Source organism: Actinoplanes sichuanensis, from assembly GCF_033097365.1.
Classification (GTDB): domain Bacteria; phylum Actinomycetota; class Actinomycetes; order Mycobacteriales; family Micromonosporaceae; genus Actinoplanes; species Actinoplanes sichuanensis.
Genome location: NZ_AP028461.1, coordinates 10,202,033 through 10,220,276 on the forward strand (window position 1 = coordinate 10,202,033; position 18,244 = coordinate 10,220,276).

Here is an 18,244-nt window from a genome sequence, read left to right on the forward strand (position 1 = left end):
ACTTTTGGGTGGTACCTCTGAAGCAAGTCTCGGAGGTGACGCCCCATGAAAGCACCACTGCCCGACAACGAGATCGAGCGGCTGGCCGCGCTCTACTCACTCGACATACTCGACAGCCCCCCGGAGAAGGACTTCGACGACATCGTGGCGCTCGCCGCAGGTGTCTGCGCGGCGCCGATGTCAGCGGTCAGCCTGGTCGACGCGGACCGGCAGTGGGCCAAAGCACAGACCGGCACCGAGGTTGCGGAGACCTCGCGGGACGTCTCCTTCTGCGCCCACGCGATCCTCGAACGCGACCTGATGCTGGTGCCGGACGCCCGCGAGGACGAACGGTTCGCCGACAATCCGATCGTGACCGCCGAGGGCGGGATCCGGTTCTACGCCGGCGCGCCGCTGCTCACCACCGACGGGTTCGCGCTCGGCACGCTCTGCGTGATGGACACCGAGCCACGTCGGCTGGACGTGGAGCAGCAGCAGGCCCTACGTGCTCTGGCTCGCCAGGTCACCGCCCAGCTGGAGCTGCGGCGGTACGCGTTCGCGCTGGCCAACACCACGGCCCGGCTGCAGGAGCTGGAGCGCCGCAAGGACGACCTGGCCGGGCTGGTCGGCGGGGAGTTGCGGTCGTCGCTGCGGCTGATGTCGGCCTACCTGGAACGTCTCGGTGACACCGGCTACCACGACGCCGAGATGGGTGACCTGGTCGCCCGGGCGACGGCGGCGCACTGCCGGGGCTTCCGGGAACTGATCGACCACCTGACCACGATGGCCGATGCCGGGCTCGGCGGGGAGAGCCTGCACATGCGGCAGTGCGACCTGACCCGGGTCACCCAGCGGGCGGTCGAGGCGGTCCGGCCGATCGCGGCCAGCAAGCACATCTGGATCCTCAACCAGGCGGGCGGCCCGTCGCTGCCGATCATCGCCGATCCGGTGCGCCTCGAACAGGTGCTGACGCACCTGCTCTTCGCCGCGGTGAAGTACACACCGGAGGGCGGCCGGGTCCGGGTGGGCACGGAGATGGAGTCCGGCCCGACGGTACGGCTGGACGACATGGACCTACCCGACGGGATGCGGCCCGACCTGTTCCCGCACCTGTACTACGGCGCGATCGCCAATCCGGCGGACGTGCCCGGCCCGGACCGCGGACTGGCCGTCGCGAAGCGGATCCTGGACGCCCACCACGCCACCGTCGCCCTGTCCGACCGTCCGGGCGACGGCACGTCATTGCACGTCGTGTTCCCGTACGCGTCGATGGACCCGGCCGAGCTGATCCGGGATCTGGCGATCGCCTGAATCGAACGCCCGCCCGTCCCCGATCGGCTGCAGTTCGACCGGGGACGGGCTTGCGGGTCTCTTCTGGGCCGGCACCCGGACCGGGGTCGCCGCCGGCGGTCGGGTCAGCCCGGCCCGGTTGAGCTTGTGCCAGCGCAGCCGCCCGCCGGTCAGCGCGGTGGTCGCCGACTGGAGCAGCACGAGATACATCAGCTGCCGGTACGCGAACTGCTGCAACGGAAGTGTGAGCAGCGGCTTGAACGATTCCCGGTCCATCCGGAACGCGACCGCCGCGGTGAACAACTGCAGGGCCAGCATGCCGAGCCAGGCGACCGCGGTCTCCTTGAGTTCCCAGAAGACCAGGCCGTACACGAGCATGATGTCGACGACCGGGGCGAGCATCGGCAGCGCCAGCCCGAAGAGGGCGAGGAACGGCAGCCCGACCCGCCCGAACCGGCCGGACGGCCCGGAGTCGGACAGCGCCTTGCGGTGCTTCCACATCGCCTGCATGGTCCCGTAGCTCCACCGGTACCGCTGCCGGTACAGCTGCTCCATGGTGGTCGGCGCCTCGGTCCAGGCGCGGGCGTTCTCCTGGTAGACGACCCGCCAGCCGGCCCGGCACATCGCCATGGTGACGTCGGTGTCCTCGGCCAGGGTCTCGTCGCTGACCCCGCCGACTTCGGCGAGCGCCTCGCGCCGGAACGCGCCGATCGCGCCGGGCACGGTCGGCATGCAGTTCATCACCTCGTAGAGGCGGCGATCCAGGTTGAAGCCGATCACGTACTCGATGTGCTGCCAGAGGGCGACGGTGGTCTCCCGGTTGCCGACCTTGACGTTGCCGGCGACCGCTCCCACCGTGGGGTCGGCGAACGGCTGGACCAGCAGCCGCAGCGACTCGGGTTCGAAGACGGTGTCGCCGTCGACCATGACGATCAGGTCGTGCCGGGCCATCGCCACGCCCGTGTTGAGGGCGTTCGGTTTGCCGCCGTTGGGTACCCGGACCACCCGCACGTTCGGCAGGTTCATCCGGTCGACCAGGTCGGCGGTGCCGTCGGTGGATCCGTCGTCGACCACGACCACCTCGATCTCCGGGTGGTCGCCGCCGGCCAGGGACCGGACCGCGGCCTCGATGCCCTCCTTCTCGTTGTAGGCCGGGACGATGACCGACACCGGTTCGGTGACCGGTGGACCCCACTGCCAGTCGGGTCTGCGGCGCTGCCGGGCGTGCCGGCCGGCGAGCAGCAGGAGCAGCAGGGTACGCCCGATGGTGAGCACCCCGACCACCACGAAGAGCAGGGCGATCACGGCGACCATGCCGTCGGCGAGGCCCACGGTCCACAGCACGGCCAGGCCCCGCCACGCGTCACCGTCCGGTGCTTGCGGGTTCAGTGGCAGCGGGGTGAGGGCCTGCGCGCCGGTCTGCGCGGAGATACCCAGGTTGAGGCCCTCGGTGACGGTGGTGAACCGGTAGCCGCGGGCCTTCATCTGTGGGATGAACCGGTCGAGGGCCGCGATCGTCTGCGAGCGGTCGCCGCCGGCGTCGTGGAACAGGATGACCGCGGACTGGTCGGCCGGTGGAGTGGCGTCGGCGACGATCTTGTCGGGTCCGGGCCGCTGCCAGTCGTTGCTGTCGGTGTCGTTGACCACGACCAGGTAGCCGAGAGCGCCGGCCTCCTTGATCAGCTTCCAGTTCACCTCGTCGATCGCCGCGTTCTTCGACGAGTAGGGGAACCGGGCCAGGTTGGTACGCACTCCGGTGGCCCGGGCGATGGCCATCTGGGTCTGGGACAGCTCGAGTTCCCGTCGCCACGGTGCGAGCCGCTGCATGTTGGGATGCGTGAAGGTGTGCAGGCCGAGTTCGTTGCCGTCGTCGACCACCCGCTTGGTGAGCTCGGGGTTGCGGGCCACCTGGGAGCCGACCACGAAGAAGGTGGCGTGTGCGTCGTGCCGGCGCAGCACGTCGAGGACCTTCGGGGTCCACTCCGGATCGGGGCCGTCGTCGAAGGTGAGTGCGATGGTCCGCTCGGGCAGCCGGGTGGTGCTCTGCTGGCCGCCCGTGGTGTTGATGATCGGGCCGCCGCGCAGGATCGCGGACGGTACGCCGGCCTGGTCGCCCACCTCGTCCTGGATGTGGTCACCGGTGAACTCGGCGTTGATGTAGGCCTGTACGACCAGCACGGCCACGAAGAAACCGGCGAGCATCGCGCCGAGAAGTACCCGGGGCGGCGGGAGGATGCGGCCGCGGGACGGGCGGGCGCTCACGGCACCGGCTTGTTGGGCGGCACGCCGGGCGTGGCCGGCCCGCTCGTGGTCGGGTTCGGGTCGGGAGTGGACGGCTGGGTCGCCGTCGTGGATTCGAGCGGCCGGGGGGGTCGGGCTGCCGGAACTGGCGGACGGTGTCGGTTTGGGCGTGGCCGACCGGGACGCGCTGGCGGAGGCCTTGACCGAGGTGGAGGCGACGGGCCGGCGTTGCTCGGCGCCGTCCCGGACACCCGACTCGACGACCCGGCGGGCCGGGGAGACCGACGGGGTCGGTGCGGGGGCCGGAGTGGGCCGGGCCTGCGGCTCGTCGTCGTCCTCGTCCTCGTCGTCGAGTCCGGGTAGCGGCAGTACGGCGCTCGAGCTCACCGGCCCGCCGGCGAGGCTGATGGCGACCAGTCCGCCGTAGGCGACGAGGAGGACACCGAAGGCCAGTGCGACCCGCCGGAGAAGACGGCTGCGCCGGCCGGTGGAGTCCACGAACACCGGCGCGGGCTCCGGGACGGTGATCACTTCCGTCTCGGCCGCGGCGATGTCGGTGTCGTGCGTGTTCTTGGGCTCCTGCGATGTCACCCGGCGAAGCCTATGAACATTTATTGCGATCTTGGCACGAATCACTCACAAGGGGGACAGCCGACCGATTATGTGAAATGGGACGAATGGTCTTTGGCCCGGTGGGGGCAGGTGCGTCGTCCGACGGCGGCCATTCCGCTGAGCAGTGGTGCCGGGCGCGGGCAAAATAGGTTACGCCGCCGTACCCGGCTATTTACTGTCGTATTCCTGACTGATTTTTCGAGCATTTCTCGCAAAACGATTTAACCTATTTGCAGGTTAAGTGGCTTATGTCCGAAGCGGTGGAATGATGGGACCGACCGGACAATCTCGCGTGACCACCCGTTGTGCGGGACATCTCCGCTCGTTAAGCTTCTCTTGCGCGCCCCAATCGCCCGCTTCCCCCGTGGCAGGCGATCGGGGCGCGCCCTTTGTTTCAGGCGCCTCGGGTCGGCGGGCCTGCTAGATCCAGCGGCCGCCCAGCCACATCCGCACCGACCAGTCGTCGTAGGGCATGATCGTGCCCACGAAGATCGGGTGGAAGTAGGCGAAACAGAGCGCCACCAGGATCACGTAGGTGCTCACCACGACCGTGCCGACCAGTTGCCGGTCGGTCCGCGCCGCCCCCGAGGTCATCCCGCTGGTCGGCGTCATGATCGCCCCGAGGACGTAGACCACCGCCAGGATCAGGAACGGCAGCGCCGGCATGGCGTAGAACGAGAACATCGTCCGGCCGTCCTTGACCGCGAAGTAGAACCACGGCACCAGCCCGGCCACCACGCCGGTCATGATCGCGTAGGCCCGCCAGTCGCGCCGGGCCACGCCGAACCAGGCCATCACGCCCAGCGCCGGCAGGAACGACCACCACAGGATCGGCGTACCGACCAGCAGGATCTCGGCCGCGCAGCTCGGCGCACCACAGCCGCCGGCCGAGCTCCAGTAGAACGCCACCGGGCGGCCCAGCAGCAGCCACTGCCACGGCCACGACTGGTAGGTGTGCTTCTGCGTCAGTCCGGTGTGGAACTTGAACGCTTCCTCGTGGTAGTGCATCAGGTTCTGCAGAGCGCCGATGATCGGCGGCTCGCTCCACCCGTTGTCGGCCCGGTAGTGCCGGAAGTAGCCGTTGTCGGTCACGAACCAGCCGGTCCAGCTGGCCAGGTAGACCCCGATGGTGAGCAGGAAGGTGAGCGCCAGCCAGCCGAGGTCACCGAGGATCCCGGCGATGATCGGCCCGCGCACCCCGGCCGAGCGCCGCGCCTGCGCCCGCCAGACGAGCACCAGACCGGCGAAGAACGGGGCGAAGAACAGCGCGCTCCACTTCACACTGCACGCCATGCCGAAGGTGATCCCGGAGACCAGCAGCCACCACGGGATGAACCGGGGGATGTGCGGTGTCGCCGACGGGTCGTAGCCGTTCTCCAGGGCCCGCTGCCAGCTGCGCCGGTAGTGGTCCCGGTCGAGCACCAGGGCGGCGAAGGTCATCAGGATGAACAGCCCGATGAAGATGTCCAGCAGCGAGGTCCGCGACAGCACCATCTGGAAACCGTCGAGCGCCATCAGCAGACCGGCGATCCCGGCCAGCACGATCGAGTGGAACAGCCGGTAGGCGACCCGGATGAAGATCAGCACCATCAGCGTGCCGGCCACCGCGGTGGAGAACCGCCAGCCCATCTCGGTGTTGCCGAACGGGATCTCGCCCAGGGCGATCAGCCACTTGCCCAGCGGTGGATGCACCACATACGCCGCGCCGTTGACCTTCTCGTCCCACTCGAAGCCGTGCTGGAGCATGTCCCACGCGTCGGTCGGGTAATACACCTCGTCGAAGATGTAACCCTTGGGCTTGTCCACCCCGGCGAATCGCAGGATCCCGGCGATCACCGTGATGATCACGGTGACCAGCCACGAGTACGGGTTGAAGCTCCGGTCCAGCGTCGACAGGCGCCGCCGGACGATCTCTGGGATGGCTCGCACGCCCGGGGACGACTCCGTCTCGGCGGGGGAGTCCGCGGTGGTGAGTTCTGTCTCAGCTGTCGCCGCCGTCGTCACCCCGCGATCGTAGGCCCCCGCGCTGAGAACGTAGGCCCGCCGTCGGCGCGTCCTGTCATGTGATGGACTTTTCGGATGCCTCATGGAGAAGAAGCCGGCGGACGGGTCGTGCTCGCGGGCGCCCCGCTGGGTAACACCGGCGACGCCTCGACCCGCCTGCGGGAGGTCCTGACCTCGGCGGACGTCGTCGCGGCGGAGGACACCAGACGGCTCGCGCGGCTGGCCCGGGACCTCGGCGTCACGATCGGCGGGCGGGTCGTCTCCTACTTCGAAGGCAACGAGGAACGGCGTACCCCCGAATTGGTCGAAGCCCTGCGATCCGGCGCCGTCGTCGCCGTGGTGACCGACGGTGGCATGCCGAGCGTCTCCGATCCCGGCTACCGGCTGGTCCGTGCCGCGCTCGACGCCGGTTTCCCGGTCACCGCGGCGCCCGGCCCGAGCGCGGTGACCACCGCGCTGGCCCTGTCCGGCCTGCCCAGCGACCGGTTCGTCTTCGAGGGTTTCCTGCCGCGGTCCGGCTCCGGCCGGCGCGCCCGGCTGCGGGAGCTGGCCGCCGAGCCGCGCACGCTGGTCTTCTTCGAGGCGCCGCACCGGATCGTCGGCGCCTGCGAGGACCTGGCGGCGATCTTCGGCGCGGACCGGCCGGCCGCGATCTGCCGCGAGCTGACCAAGACCTACGAGGAGATCCGCCGGGACACGCTCGGCGCGCTGGCCGCCGGCGCCGCCGCCGATCAGCCGCGCGGCGAGATCACCCTGGTGGTGGCGGGCGCGCCGGCCGGGCCGGCGGTCGCGCCGGACGACGACCAGCTGCGGGCCGAGGTCGCCGAGCGCGAGGCTGCGGGCGCTTCGCGCCGCGACGCCATCCAGCAGGTCGCCGACGCTCACGGTCTGCGTAAACGCGAGGTCTACGCGTTGGTCCACGAAAACCGCTGATCTGGTACGGCTACGCGTGCCGGTTTCACGCGAGAGGCGTCGGCGTGCTCCCGGTGCCGCTCAATAGGCCGCCACCAGGAACCCGCCCAGCATGAGGATCGGCCCGAGGAAGCTGGCGATCGTCGCCCCGCGCCGGGCCGGCCGCGACGGCAGGCGCCGCGCCCCGGTGGTCTCCGCGATGCCGTACCCGCACACCAGCACGAGCAGGAACCCGAGCCCCCACCGCAGGTGCATGAGCGACCCGTCCGATGCGGTGTACGCCTGATCACTGCCCGGGCTGACCATCCGGGCCGGGGTGACCGCCCCCGGCTGCCGTCCGTCCCCGTCCACCCCGAGCAGCGTCACCGTAGTGACCGAGAAGCCATCGGCGGCGAACTGTCCGATACACCGCTGGGTCAGCCCGCTCCCGTGGCATCGGGTGGTGGTCGCGTACCCCCGGTCGCCGTGCCCGACGGCCAGCCAGAACGGCTCCGCGCTGACCCAGCCGAAGAACGCCGCGACCAGGCTCAGCAGGATCAGGTAGAGCAGCGGGGCCAGCGGCCGGTCGGCGGGCATCGGGCGGTGCCGGGCGGCCGGTTCGGGGTCGGCGGCGTCGCGTTCCTCCTCGCTCATCCAGAACGGCGAGTTGGCCAGCCGCTCCTCGACCTCGGGGGCGGCCAGCACCTCGGCCGCCCTTCCTTCCGCTGCGGACGGCGTTTCCGACAGTGGCCGGGCGGACGGCGTTTCCGACAGTGGCCGGGCGGACGGCGTTTCCGACAGTGGCCGGGCGGACGGCGCTTCCGACGGCGGTCGGGCGGCCGGCGCGATGATCATCAGCTCGCCGGTGGTGGCGGCCGGCTGCTCGACGGGCCGATCGATCAGGTGGTCGGTGAGGTCGCGGGCCCGGGCGGTGACGGGTGGCCCGGCGGCCGGCGGCTCCGGTGGGACTGCCGTGTCGTGCCACCACTCGTTCTCGGGCAGCGCCCAGGGATTGCCCTCATCGTGGGGTGTTTCCGCTGGTTGTGGCTGGTTTCCGGTCACCTGTCCATCTAACGCCGTGGCTCTGCGCCGAGCACGTCACTGATCGGGCGTGTCGGGACAAATCGGCATGACGGCTATCCGTTCGCGCGTCGCCGTGGACGGTCACTACGCTTGTACGTCATGAGTCACGTTCTCGCCGCGGTTGCCTGGCCCTACGCCAACGGCCCGCGCCACATCGGTCATGTTTCCGGTTTCGGGGTGCCCTCCGACGTTTTCAGCCGGTACATGCGGATGGCCGGCCACGACGTGCTCATGGTGTCCGGCACCGACGAGCACGGCACCCCGATCCAGGTGCAGGCCGACGCCGACGGGGTGACCCCGCGGCAGCTCGCCGACCGTTACAACCGGGTGATCGTGGAGGACCTGCACGGGCTGGGCCTCTCCTACGACCTGTTCACCCGGACGACCACGCGCAACCACTACGCGATCGTCCAGGAGCTGTTCGAGGGTCTGCACCGCAACGGCTACATCGTCGCCCGAACCACGTTGGGTGCGATCTCCCCGTCCACCGGCCGCACCCTGCCCGACCGCTACATCGAGGGCACCTGCCCGATCTGCGGCTACGACGGTGCCCGCGGCGACCAGTGCGACAACTGCGGTAACCAGCTCGATCCGGAGCAGCTGGTCAACCCGCGTTCCCGGATCAACGGCGAGACCCCGCAGTTCGTCGAGACCGAGCACTTCTTCCTGGACCTGCCGGCGTTCGCCGAGGCGATCGGCGGCTGGCTGGACCGCCGGGAGAATTGGCGGCCCAACGTCCTGAAGTTCTCCCGCAACCTGCTCGACGACCTCCAGCCCCGGGCCATCACCCGTGACCTGGAGTGGGGCGTCCCGATCCCGCTCGACGGCTGGCGTGACCGCAACGACAAGCGCATCTACGTCTGGTTCGACGCGGTCATCGGCTACCTGTCGGCGTCCGTCGAGTGGGCCCGGCGCACCGGTGACCCGGAGGCGTGGCGGCAGTGGTGGTCGGCCGACGCGCAGGGCAAGGACGCGCTCGGTTACTACTTCATGGGCAAGGACAACATCGTCTTCCACTCGGTGATCTGGCCGGCCCTGCTGCTCGGCTACTCCGGCGAGGGCGACAAGGCCGGTGTCCCGGGTGACCTGGGCCGGCTGAACCTGCCCACCGAGGTCGTGTCGAGTGAGTACCTGACGATGGAGGGCAAGAAGTTCTCCTCGTCGCGTCGGGTGGTCATCTACGTGCGTGACTTCCTGGAGCGCTACGACGCCGACGCCCTGCGCTACTTCATCGCGGCGGCCGGCCCCGAGTCCAACGACACCGACTTCACCTGGGCCGAGTTCGTCCGCCGTAACAACGACGAGCTGGTCGCCGGCTGGGGCAACCTGGTCAACCGGTCGGTCTCGATGGCCGCGAAGAACTTCGGTGAGATTCCGGCGGCCGGCGAGCTGACCGAGGAGGATCGCGCGGTGCTGGCGGTCGCCCAGGCCGGTTTCGCCACGGTCGGCGAGCTGATCGGCAAGCACCGGCAGAAAGCGGCGATCGGCGAGGCGATGCGGGTGGTCGCCGAGGCCAACAAGTATCTGTCCGAGCAGGCCCCGTGGAAGCTGAAGTCCGAAGAGGACAAGCCGCGTCAGGCCACCATCCTGCATGTGGCGCTGCAGGTGGTCAGTGACGCCAACACGTTGCTGACCCCGTTCCTGCCGCACTCCGCGCAGAAGGTGTTCGAGCTGCTCGGCGGCGAGGGCGTGCACGCACCGATGCCGCGGATCGAGGAGGTCGACGATCTCGACGGCGGCCCGGCGTACCCGATCCTGACCGGCGACTACACCGTCGGCGCCCGCTGGGAGTCGGTGCCGCTGACCGCAGGTACTCCGCTGGCCGCGCCGAAACCGGTCTTCCGGAAGCTCGATCCGTCCGTTGTGGACGAGGAGCTGGCCCGCCTCGGCGGCGAGGAGTCCTGAGGCACTCTCAAATGCGTTGATCCCTCGTGGTACCGAACGGTAGGTTCATCGGTGCCACGGGGGAACGGGGGCGTTTCATCGATACGTGTCCGTATCGGTTGCTCAGCTCCTTCGTGTGGCTCTCACCCCTCGAAGGAGTTCTGTGAAGATTCGCTTCACGCGGCCCGCCGTGGTCGCGGTTGCTCTCGTCACCGGCAGCGCCCTGGTGGGCTCGCCCGCCTACGCGATCCCGGGTTCGCCCGACGGTGCTCCGACCGGTCAGGGCGGGGCGACTGTCACCGAGCAGTCCGCTTCCACTCTGGACGCCATCGACCCGGGCACCATCGATCCCGGGACGACCGATCCCGGGACCACCGACCCGGGTACCACCGACCCCGGCACGACCGAGCCGGTCCCGGCCGACCCGGACACCACGGTGCCGACCGGCTCGTTCCGGATCAATTACACCTCGGTGTGGACCGGCCAGCGCGTCGTCATCGGCCAGAAGACCACCGAGTTCAAGGACGAGGGTGACGACCAGGCGACCCTGAAGCGCGTGGTCACCTGGGGCGACGGCACCAGCACCGTGCTCAGCCCGACCGCGGAGACGGCCACCAAGCAGTACAACCGGGCCGGTAACTTCAAGGTCACCGTGACCATCACCGACCCGGCCGGCAACGTCTCGGCGATCCCGGCCAAGACCGTCGCGGTGACCATCCCGGCCGGCCAGATCACGCTCAACAAGAAGGCCGTCTACCAGGGCGCCCTCTTCAACGTGAAGATCAACAAGGTGCCTGCCGGCGCGAAGACCTACCGGATCGACTGGGCCGACGGCTCGTTCTCCGAGCACAAGGCGTCGCAGCGTTCGATGAGCGGTTACATCCACTACTACTGGAAGTGGGACGCCGCCCAGGGGACCTGGGTCCGCAACGGCAAGGGCCGGATCTCCGGCGTCCGGGCGCTCAAGGTCTCCTGGGGTAACGACAAGGGCTACGCCTACTTCCAGACCGCCGCGAAGATCAACATCGTCAAGGACGTCACGCGGCCCGGCCTCACGATCAAGAAGCCGTCCTCGACGAACCGGGCGAGCTCCTGGAAGACGATCAAGGGCACGGTGAGCGACAAGCAGTCCGGTCTGCGCCACGTCGGCGTCACCGCGTACCGGGTCACCTCGACCGGCAAGGCCTACTGCCTGACCCCGGCCCGCAAGTGGAAGCGCTACTACACCGAGGCCGACGTCCAGAAGTACTGCACCTACACCGGTGTCAAGGTGAAGGTCGTCAACGGCAAGTGGTCGCTGACCCTCCCGGCCGGCCTCGGCAAGAACCAGTTCTTCCAGGTCAGCGCATGGGCGTACGACTGGGCGGACAACTACCGCGGCACCTCCCGTACCGCGAAGATCACCCGCAGCTGAGACACCGATGCCCCGCCGAGCCGCACGGCTCGGCGGGGCATCGCCGTCTTCAGAGCTGGTACCCGATCTCCGCGATGTGATGGTCGGTGATCTCACCGATCGGCGCCCAAGCCTCGTAGACGCCCCGCTCGTAGCACCGGGCCCCGACCGCGTTGATCGTGTCCGCGTCCGGGCGCAGCAGCCGCAGCCGGGCCCACGTCTCGTCGCGCTGGAGCACCCAGCACGGCACACCCCGCCAGCGCGCCTGCTCGGCCCGCCGGGACAGGGTCTGCACCGGGTACCGCGCGGCCCGGGTCAGCGCCCGCACCCGGAACTCGCCGGGCGGGTCGGCGACCGCCTCGTACTCGTTGCTGTCGATCCGCCCGACCAGCCGCGACGAGGCCGCCGCGGTGCACGGCACATACTCGCGATCCGGGCTGCCCCCGGGGATCTCGGACAACAGCCCCCGCCAGCGCGGACCGGCCAGCCGCAACCACCCGTGCTGCTCCGGCTGGTACGTGTACAGCACCACCTCGTCACCGCCCGGCAGATAGGCGAGCAACTGGGCGTTCGCCGACAGCGGCAGATCAGCGAAACCGGCGGTGATGTACTCCGGGATCAGATCATCGGTGCTCGGGCTGAACCCGGTGCCGAGCACCATCGCCCCGATCCGCGAATGCCCCGGCAGACCGGGCAGACCCGGCTGCGCCGCCCCGGCCGGAACCTCGTAGTCGACCGGATCGACGGCCCGCCACCGCAGCGCGAACGTCACATGGTCGTCGGACATCCCGTCAGTGCGCAGCAGCCCCAGTTCGCGGGGCTCGGTCAGGTGGGCGATGTCGCACGAGCGGTAGCAGAAGCCGTACGGAAGCCAGCCCCCGAGATGACCGGCGACCTGCGCGGGGGAGAGCACCTTGGTCATCCGGGTGCCACGACGGATCGCCGCGGTCGCCCGGATCCGGCGCAGCTCGGCGTCGTCCCGGTAACCGATGGATTGGCTCATCGCCTGCACCTGCTGCCAGTTCAGGTCACGGCGAAGCGGCGCCATCAGGGGTGGGTCGAGCGGGTCGGCGCCCAGATCGCTGTCCTCACCGGTCACGGTCACGGGCCGCAACCTAAGTGACCACGGTGGATATCGGATGAACTCCCGGTTACCGGAAAACACGGCGTGCAGAATGTCTCACATGCCTTCAGCAACCCCCGGCCAGTCTCCTTCAGACCGCCGTCGCGCCAAGGAGTCCCGCCGAGCAGGCGAATTCCCGCCGGCGCCGGAGCCACTAGCGGTTCCGGTCTTCGACAGCCACACCCATCTCGACCTCACGATCCAGGAGGCCGGTGTCACCGGAGAGGGTGACCCCATCGATGTCCTGATCGCCGCCGCGGCGAAGAGCGGCATCGATCGGCTGATGCAGGTGGGAGTGGACATCGACTCGTCCCGCTGGGGCGCCGACCTGGCCGACCGCAACGACTCGGTGCTGGCCGCGGTCGCCCTGCACCCGAACGAGGCACCCCGGCTGTCCGATCTGGACGAATCGCTCCGCCACATCGAGGCGCTGGCCGCCCGCCCCCGGGTCCGTGGCGTCGGCGAGACCGGCCTGGACACCTTCCGCACCGGTGAGGAAGGCCGCGCCGCCCAGGAGGAGAGCTTCCGCGCCCACATCGCCATCGCGAAACGCCACCGGAAGGCCCTGATCATCCACGACCGCGACGCCCACGCCGACGTCCTGCGCGTCCTCGACGAAGAGGGCGCCCCGGACCGGGTCGTCCTGCACTGCTTCTCCGGCGACGCCGAGTTCGCCGCCGACTGCGTCCGCCGCGGCTACTACCTCAGCTTCGCCGGCACGGTCACCTTCGCCAGCGCCGCGAACCTGCGCGCCGCCGCCGCGATCACCCCACCGACCCAGATGATGGTCGAGACCGACGCGCCCTACCTCACCCCGACGCCGTACCGGGGCCGCCCCAACGCCTCGTATCTGATCCCGATCACCATGCGCGCCCTCGCCGATGCCTCCGGCACCGACCTCGACACCCTCTGCGCCACCATCTCCGCCAACGGCGACGAGGTCTTCGGCCCCTGGTGACCCCTCATGCGGTACGGCCGCCCGCCCCGCTCAACCGGGTTCCTAATCGGTGATCACCCAGGCGGCGGCGCCCAGCAGCCGGCTCAACTGTTCGAGCTGGGTGGCGAAAGCGGTGGGCGCCGCGTTCAACGGGCCACGAGACACCATCCGCACCGCCCAACGATGTCCGGGCGCCACGTTGAAGACCCGATGCACCACCAGCGACCCACGCGGATCCGGCTCGACCGAGGTCACCCCGCGATACCACCACTCACCCTGCTGCGACACCGACCGGGCCGCCCGGTCCACGGTCACCGTGATCCGGCTGCCCTCCTGGATCACCACGAACTCGTCACCGTCGTCGTGTTCGATCGTGCCGGTAGCCGCCAGCGGCGAACGACCGCCGGGACCGACGTCCAGCAGCACGGCGGCGACCGCATCCGGCGCCGCCTCCACCACTGCGCGCAGCTCCAGCAACTTCGTCATGAATCCTTCCTACCCGGCGGTGTCCAGTGGCCTACCCGGCGGTGTCCAGGGGCTCCGGCGGCTCACCGTAGGCTCTGGCCATGGCGGAAACACTTCTCGGCCCGGCGGAGATCCGGGAACTGGCCGCGCGCCTCGGCGTCGCGCCGACCAAGAAGCTCGGCCAGAACTTCCTGCACGACCCCAACACCATCCGCCGGATCGTCGCCGCGGCCGGGCTGCACCCCGATGACGTGGCCCTGGAGGTCGGCCCCGGGCTCGGCTCCCTCACCCTCGGCCTGACCGCGACGGTCCGGCACGTGCACGCCGTGGAGATCGACCCCACCCTGGCCGAGGCGCTACCCGAGACGGTGACCGCACCCCACCTGACCGTCCACCTCTCCGACGCCCTCAAGATCAAAGGTCACGCCTTCGACCCGGCGCCCACCATGCTGGTGGCCAACCTGCCCTACAACGTCGCCGTCCCCGTCGTGCTGCACCTGCTGGCCGAACTGCCCACCCTGCGCGGCGGCCTGGTGATGGTGCAGAAAGAGGTCGCCGACCGGCTCGTCGCCGGCCCCGGCTCGAAGGTCTACGGGGTGCCCTCGGTCAAACTCGCCTGGTATGCGGAGGCCAAAGCAGCAGGCAAGGTGCCGCCCGCGGTTTTCTGGCCGGTGCCCAACGTGGACTCCGGGCTGGTCGCTTTCACCAGACGCGAGCCACCCGCCGACGCCGACCGGACCGACGTGTTCACCGTCGTGGACGCCGCGTTCGCCCAACGCCGCAAGACCCTGCGAGCCGCCCTCGCCGGCTGGGCCGGCGGCCCCGACAAGGCCGAGTCGGTGCTGCGTGCGGCCGGGGTCAGCCCGCAGGCCAGAGGCGAGGCACTGACCGTCGGCGAGTTCGCCGCGATCGCCGCGGCGGCAAAACTGTCAGGGCCCGGCGGTAAGCTCAGCCCGTCCGGTGCGCAGCCCGAGGAGGTGGACTCATGACCGCGGAGCCGATCGGTCGTGCCCCGTGGGCGCTCGACCTGACCAGGCAGCGCCTGGCCAACTTCACCCTCGAGGACATCCTCGACCTGCCCGATGACGCCCCCCGCGTCGAGCTTCGTGACGGAGTCATGATTTTGGTTCCCTCCCCGACGATCGGCCATCAGACCATCGGGAATCTGTTGTGGCTGTGGTTCCGGCAGCACGCACCCGAGCAATTCCTGGCGGCCACCGCGGTCGGCGTGGCGATCAGCGCCCGGGACAGTTTCGAGCCGGATGTGGTCCTGCTCCGCCAGCCGATCGTGAACTCACACCACTACTTCCTGCCGGACCAGGTCGAAATTGCGGTGGAGATCGTCTCTCCCGGGACCAAACGGCGCGACCGGATGGAGAAACCGCCGGGCTACGAGGCCGCCGGCATCCGGCATTTCTGGCGGATCGAGCAGGACCCGCTCCACGTCTTCGCCTATGACCTCGTCGGCGGCCGCTACGAGTTGGTCGGCGACTCGGACACGGAGCTGGTGTTGAGCGCGCCGTTCGAGATCAGGCTCCCGATCCGGGACATCACTCCGTGACGGAGGCCTGGGGCCCGGACGATGACGAGCCACGTCCGCATCGAGGCCCGGTCAAGGTTCGCGTGCCGGCGAAAATCAATCTGCACCTCGCCGTCGGCCCGCTCCGGCCCGACGGCTACCACGAGCTCAACACCGTCTACCACGCGATCAGCCTGTTCGACGAGCTCACCGCCCGCCGCGGAGACACCCTCACCCTGACCATGGAGGGCGAGGGCACCGGCGAGCTGGAGCTCGACGAGACCAACCTGATCATCCGGGCCGCCCGCGCACTGGCCGCCCGCGGCCGCGTCCCGGCATACGCCCGGCTACACCTGCGCAAGAGCATCCCGCTGGCCGGCGGCCTGGCCGGCGGCAGCGCCGACGCCGCAGCCACCCTGATCGCCTGCGACCTGCTCTGGGGCCTCGGCATGTCCCGCGACGAACTCGCCGAAGTCGGCGCCCAACTCGGCTCCGACATCCCGTTCCTGCTGCACGGCGGCACCGCCCTCGGCACCGGCCACGGCGAAGCGGTCAGCCCCATCCTGGCCCGCCCCACCACCTGGCACTGGGTGGTCGCCATCGCCGACGGCGGCCTGTCCACCCCCGCCGTCTACCGCGAGCTCGACCGGCTCCGCGCCACCGACCGGCCCGCCCCACCCGAGCCACTGGGCGGCCCCGACCAGCTGATGGCCGCAATGCGCCAACGCGACCCCGAGGTGCTCGGCGCCGCCCTCGGCAACGACCTCCAAGCAGCCGCACTCTCACTCCGGCCCCAACTCGCCGACGTGCTGAAAGCCGGCCAGGAAGCGGGCGCCATCACCGGGATCGTCTCCGGCTCCGGCCCCACCTGCGTCTTCCTCGCCGCCGACGCCGCACACGCCCAAGAGATCGCCGCCGATCTCACCGCCGCGAAAGTATGCCGAGCCGCGGTCACCGCCCGCGGACCGCAGCCCGGCGCGCGGGTAATCTAGGCGCATCGTGGCCAACATCATCAACCTGGACCGGGTCAGCAAGGGTTATGGAGCTGCCGGTCAGCTGCTCACCGACGTGTCACTGGGGCTGGACGACGACGCCCGCATCGGCATCGTGGGTCTCAACGGCGCAGGTAAATCGACCCTTCTCCGCATGCTCGCCAAATCCGAGGAGCCGGACACCGGCCGGGTCACCCACCGCCGTGACCTGCGCGTCGCGTCCCTCCCACAGGCACTCACCCTCGCCGGCGAGGCGACCGTCCGAGACGTCGTGCTCGGCACCGCCTGGCTGCCACAGAGCATGGGCGCCGAGCACGAGTGGGCCGGCGACGCCGGCGTCCGCACGATCCTCGACGGCCTCGGCATGGGCTACCTCGGCCTGGACACCCCGGTCGGCCCGATGTCCGGTGGCGAGCGCCGCCGCGTCGCACTGGCCGCACTCCTGGTCCGCGAAAGTGACCTGCTGATCCTCGACGAGCCCACCAACCACCTCGACGTCGCGGGTGTCGACTGGCTCGCCAAACACCTGCTCACCCGCCGAGGCGCCCTGCTCGTCGTCACCCACGACCGCTGGTTCCTCGACGCCGTCTGCACCATGACCTGGGAGGTCGTGGACGAGCAGGTGCACACCTACGAGGGCGGCTACGCCGCCTGGATCCTGGCCCGCGCCGAGCGCCAGCGGGTCGCCGCCTCCATCGAGGCCCGCCGCCAGAACCTGCTGCGCAAAGAGATCGCCTGGCTACGCCGCGGCCCACCGGCCCGCACCTCCAAACCGAAATTCCGCATCGACGCCGCAAACGAGCTCATCGCCGACGTACCACCGGTGCGCGACCAGGTCAGCCTGCAGCGCCTCGCCACCACTCGGCTCGGCAAACAGGTCTACGACCTGGAGACGATCGAGCTCAAAGCCGGCCCGAAACCGATCTTCCACGATCTGACCTGGCAGGTCGGCCCCGGCGACCGGATCGCGATCCTGGGCGCCAACGGAGCCGGCAAGACCACCCTGCTGCGCCTGCTCGCCGGGATCACCAAGCCGGACGGCGGACGGCTGGTCACCGGTTCCACAGTGCGGCCCGCGTTCCTCTCCCAGGAACTCAAAGAGCTACCCGGCCACCTGCGCCTGCTGGAAGCCGTGGAAGAGGTCGCCAAACGGGTCAAACTGGGCGACCGCGAGCTCTCCGCCGGCCAACTCGCCGAAGTGTTCGGGTTCACCGACAAACGAATCTGGACACCGGTCAGCGACCTGTCCGGCGGCGAGCGGCGGCGCCTGCAGATGCTGCGCCTACTCGCCACCGAGCCCAACGTGCTCCTCCTCGACGAGCCGACCAACGACCTGGACACCGACACCCTGGCCTCGCTGGAAGACCTGCTCGACTCCTGGCCCGGCACGATGGTGGTGGCCAGTCACGACCGCTACCTGGTCGAGCGGGTCACCGACAAGGTGTTCGGCATGTTCGGCGACGGGCGGCTCGTGCACCTGCCCAGAGGGATCGACGAGTACCTCGCCCGCGTCACCACTCCGGGCGCTCCGGCCGTACCGTCGAAGGGTCTTGCCGAAACACCGCCGGCCGCAAGCGGACTCTCCGCCGGTGAGCTCCGCCAGGCGAAAAAAGACCTCGCCCGACTGGAACGCCAGATGGAGAAGCTGTCCGACCGGGAATCCAAGATCAACGAAAGCCTGGCCGAACACGGCAGCAACTACGACAAACTCGTCGAGCTCGAAGCCCAGCTGAAAGCCGTTCAGCAGGAGAAAGCCGAAACCGAAGAGGCCTGGCTCGAGTTGGCCGAGCAGTTGTCCGAAAGCTGAACCGGGGGGTGTGCCTGCGCCGCT

The 18,244-nt window shown here is 69.8% G+C and carries 14 protein-coding genes; 9 read left to right on the plus strand and 5 right to left on the minus strand.

Annotated elements, in window-relative coordinates; all coding sequences use genetic code 11:
- The first annotated feature begins 45 nt into the window (after positions 1-45).
- Positions 46-1,290, plus strand: a complete 1,245-nt coding sequence (locus Q0Z83_RS46960; protein WP_317790054.1) for a GAF domain-containing sensor histidine kinase — start codon at positions 46-48, stop codon at positions 1,288-1,290.
- Here Q0Z83_RS46960 and Q0Z83_RS46965 read toward each other — a convergent pair.
- Entirely contained in the window at positions 1,219-4,101 is a 2,883-nt protein-coding gene (locus Q0Z83_RS46965) for a bifunctional polysaccharide deacetylase/glycosyltransferase family 2 protein (protein WP_378079178.1), read from the minus strand. The two genes, Q0Z83_RS46960 and Q0Z83_RS46965, sit on opposite strands and share 72 nt — an antisense overlap.
- Positions 4,102-4,542: 441 nt before the next feature.
- Positions 4,543-6,126 carry a dolichyl-phosphate-mannose--protein mannosyltransferase gene (locus Q0Z83_RS46970; protein ID WP_317790055.1) on the minus strand — a complete coding sequence of 528 codons (1,584 nt, stop codon included), beginning with the start codon at positions 6,124-6,126 and terminating at the stop codon, positions 4,543-4,545.
- A 75-nt stretch (positions 6,127-6,201) separates the two neighbouring features.
- On the opposite strand from Q0Z83_RS46970, the gene rsmI reads away from it, so the two are divergent.
- Complete coding sequence (gene rsmI, locus Q0Z83_RS46975) at positions 6,202-7,059, plus strand: 16S rRNA (cytidine(1402)-2'-O)-methyltransferase (RefSeq protein ID WP_317790057.1); 858 nt, start codon at positions 6,202-6,204, stop codon at positions 7,057-7,059.
- Positions 7,060-7,119: 60 nt separating this feature from the next.
- Here rsmI and Q0Z83_RS46980 read toward each other — a convergent pair whose 3' ends face one another.
- Positions 7,120-8,079, minus strand: a complete 960-nt coding sequence (locus tag Q0Z83_RS46980) for a hypothetical protein (protein WP_317790058.1) — start codon at positions 8,077-8,079, stop codon at positions 7,120-7,122.
- A gap of 120 nt (positions 8,080-8,199) precedes the next feature.
- Here Q0Z83_RS46980 and metG point away from each other — a divergent pair, with 120 nt between their 5' ends.
- Together metG and Q0Z83_RS46990 are read left to right on the plus strand one after the other, a co-directional pair.
- Complete coding sequence (gene metG, locus Q0Z83_RS46985; protein WP_317790059.1) at positions 8,200-10,005, plus strand: methionine--tRNA ligase; 1,806 nt, start codon at positions 8,200-8,202, stop codon at positions 10,003-10,005.
- A gap of 142 nt (positions 10,006-10,147) precedes the next feature.
- The gene (locus Q0Z83_RS46990) at positions 10,148-11,398 is read left to right on the plus strand and encodes a PKD domain-containing protein (RefSeq protein WP_317790060.1); all 1,251 of its coding nucleotides are present in this window, start codon (positions 10,148-10,150) and stop codon (positions 11,396-11,398) included.
- Between the two features lie 49 nt (positions 11,399-11,447).
- Here Q0Z83_RS46990 and Q0Z83_RS46995 read toward each other — a convergent pair whose 3' ends face one another.
- A complete protein-coding gene (locus Q0Z83_RS46995; protein WP_317790061.1) occupies positions 11,448-12,482 on the minus strand; it encodes a hypothetical protein in 1,035 nt (344 codons plus the stop codon).
- A gap of 79 nt (positions 12,483-12,561) precedes the next feature.
- On the opposite strand from Q0Z83_RS46995, the gene Q0Z83_RS47000 reads away from it, so the two are divergent.
- The gene (locus tag Q0Z83_RS47000) at positions 12,562-13,458 is read left to right on the plus strand and encodes a TatD family hydrolase (protein WP_317790062.1); all 897 of its coding nucleotides are present in this window, start codon (positions 12,562-12,564) and stop codon (positions 13,456-13,458) included.
- A gap of 42 nt (positions 13,459-13,500) precedes the next feature.
- Here the strand turns inward: Q0Z83_RS47000 and Q0Z83_RS47005 are convergent, their stop codons facing one another.
- Positions 13,501-13,923: a hypothetical protein gene (locus tag Q0Z83_RS47005; protein ID WP_317790063.1), complete on the minus strand. Its 423-nt coding sequence runs from the start codon at positions 13,921-13,923 to the stop codon at positions 13,501-13,503.
- An 80-nt stretch (positions 13,924-14,003) separates the two neighbouring features.
- Here Q0Z83_RS47005 and rsmA point away from each other — a divergent pair, with 80 nt between their 5' ends.
- The 4 genes from rsmA to Q0Z83_RS47025 are packed head-to-tail and all read left to right on the plus strand — an operon-like array spanning position 14,004 to position 18,220.
- The gene (rsmA, locus tag Q0Z83_RS47010; RefSeq protein ID WP_317790064.1) at positions 14,004-14,891 is read left to right on the plus strand and encodes a 16S rRNA (adenine(1518)-N(6)/adenine(1519)-N(6))-dimethyltransferase RsmA; all 888 of its coding nucleotides are present in this window, start codon (positions 14,004-14,006) and stop codon (positions 14,889-14,891) included.
- Positions 14,888-15,463, plus strand: coding sequence for a Uma2 family endonuclease (locus Q0Z83_RS47015; protein WP_317790065.1), 576 nt, complete (start codon positions 14,888-14,890; stop codon positions 15,461-15,463). The genes rsmA and Q0Z83_RS47015 overlap by 4 nt, the downstream gene beginning before the upstream one ends.
- The gene (locus Q0Z83_RS47020) at positions 15,460-16,413 is read left to right on the plus strand and encodes a 4-(cytidine 5'-diphospho)-2-C-methyl-D-erythritol kinase (RefSeq protein WP_317790066.1); all 954 of its coding nucleotides are present in this window, start codon (positions 15,460-15,462) and stop codon (positions 16,411-16,413) included. The genes Q0Z83_RS47015 and Q0Z83_RS47020 overlap by 4 nt, the downstream gene beginning before the upstream one ends.
- 7 nt (positions 16,414-16,420) lie before the next feature.
- Complete coding sequence (locus tag Q0Z83_RS47025) at positions 16,421-18,220, plus strand: ABC-F family ATP-binding cassette domain-containing protein (protein WP_317790067.1); 1,800 nt, start codon at positions 16,421-16,423, stop codon at positions 18,218-18,220.
- The last annotated feature ends 24 nt before the right edge of the window (positions 18,221-18,244 follow it).

What these genes read in the sequence shown, in the direction of transcription:
- Q0Z83_RS46960 (WP_317790054.1), top strand. Translation starts at nt 46, where the DNA reads ATGAAAGCACCACTGCCCGACAACGAGATCGAGCGGCTGGCCGCGCTC.
- rsmI (WP_317790057.1), top strand. Translation starts at nt 6,202, where the DNA reads ATGCCTCATGGAGAAGAAGCCGGCGGACGGGTCGTGCTCGCGGGCGCC.
- metG (WP_317790059.1), top strand. Translation starts at nt 8,200, where the DNA reads ATGAGTCACGTTCTCGCCGCGGTTGCCTGGCCCTACGCCAACGGCCCG.
- Q0Z83_RS47000 (WP_317790062.1), top strand. Translation starts at nt 12,562, where the DNA reads ATGCCTTCAGCAACCCCCGGCCAGTCTCCTTCAGACCGCCGTCGCGCC.
- Q0Z83_RS47005 (WP_317790063.1), bottom strand. Translation starts at nt 13,923, where the DNA reads ATGACGAAGTTGCTGGAGCTGCGCGCAGTGGTGGAGGCGGCGCCGGAT.
- rsmA (WP_317790064.1), top strand. Translation starts at nt 14,004, where the DNA reads ATGGCGGAAACACTTCTCGGCCCGGCGGAGATCCGGGAACTGGCCGCG.
- Q0Z83_RS47015 (WP_317790065.1), top strand. Translation starts at nt 14,888, where the DNA reads ATGACCGCGGAGCCGATCGGTCGTGCCCCGTGGGCGCTCGACCTGACC.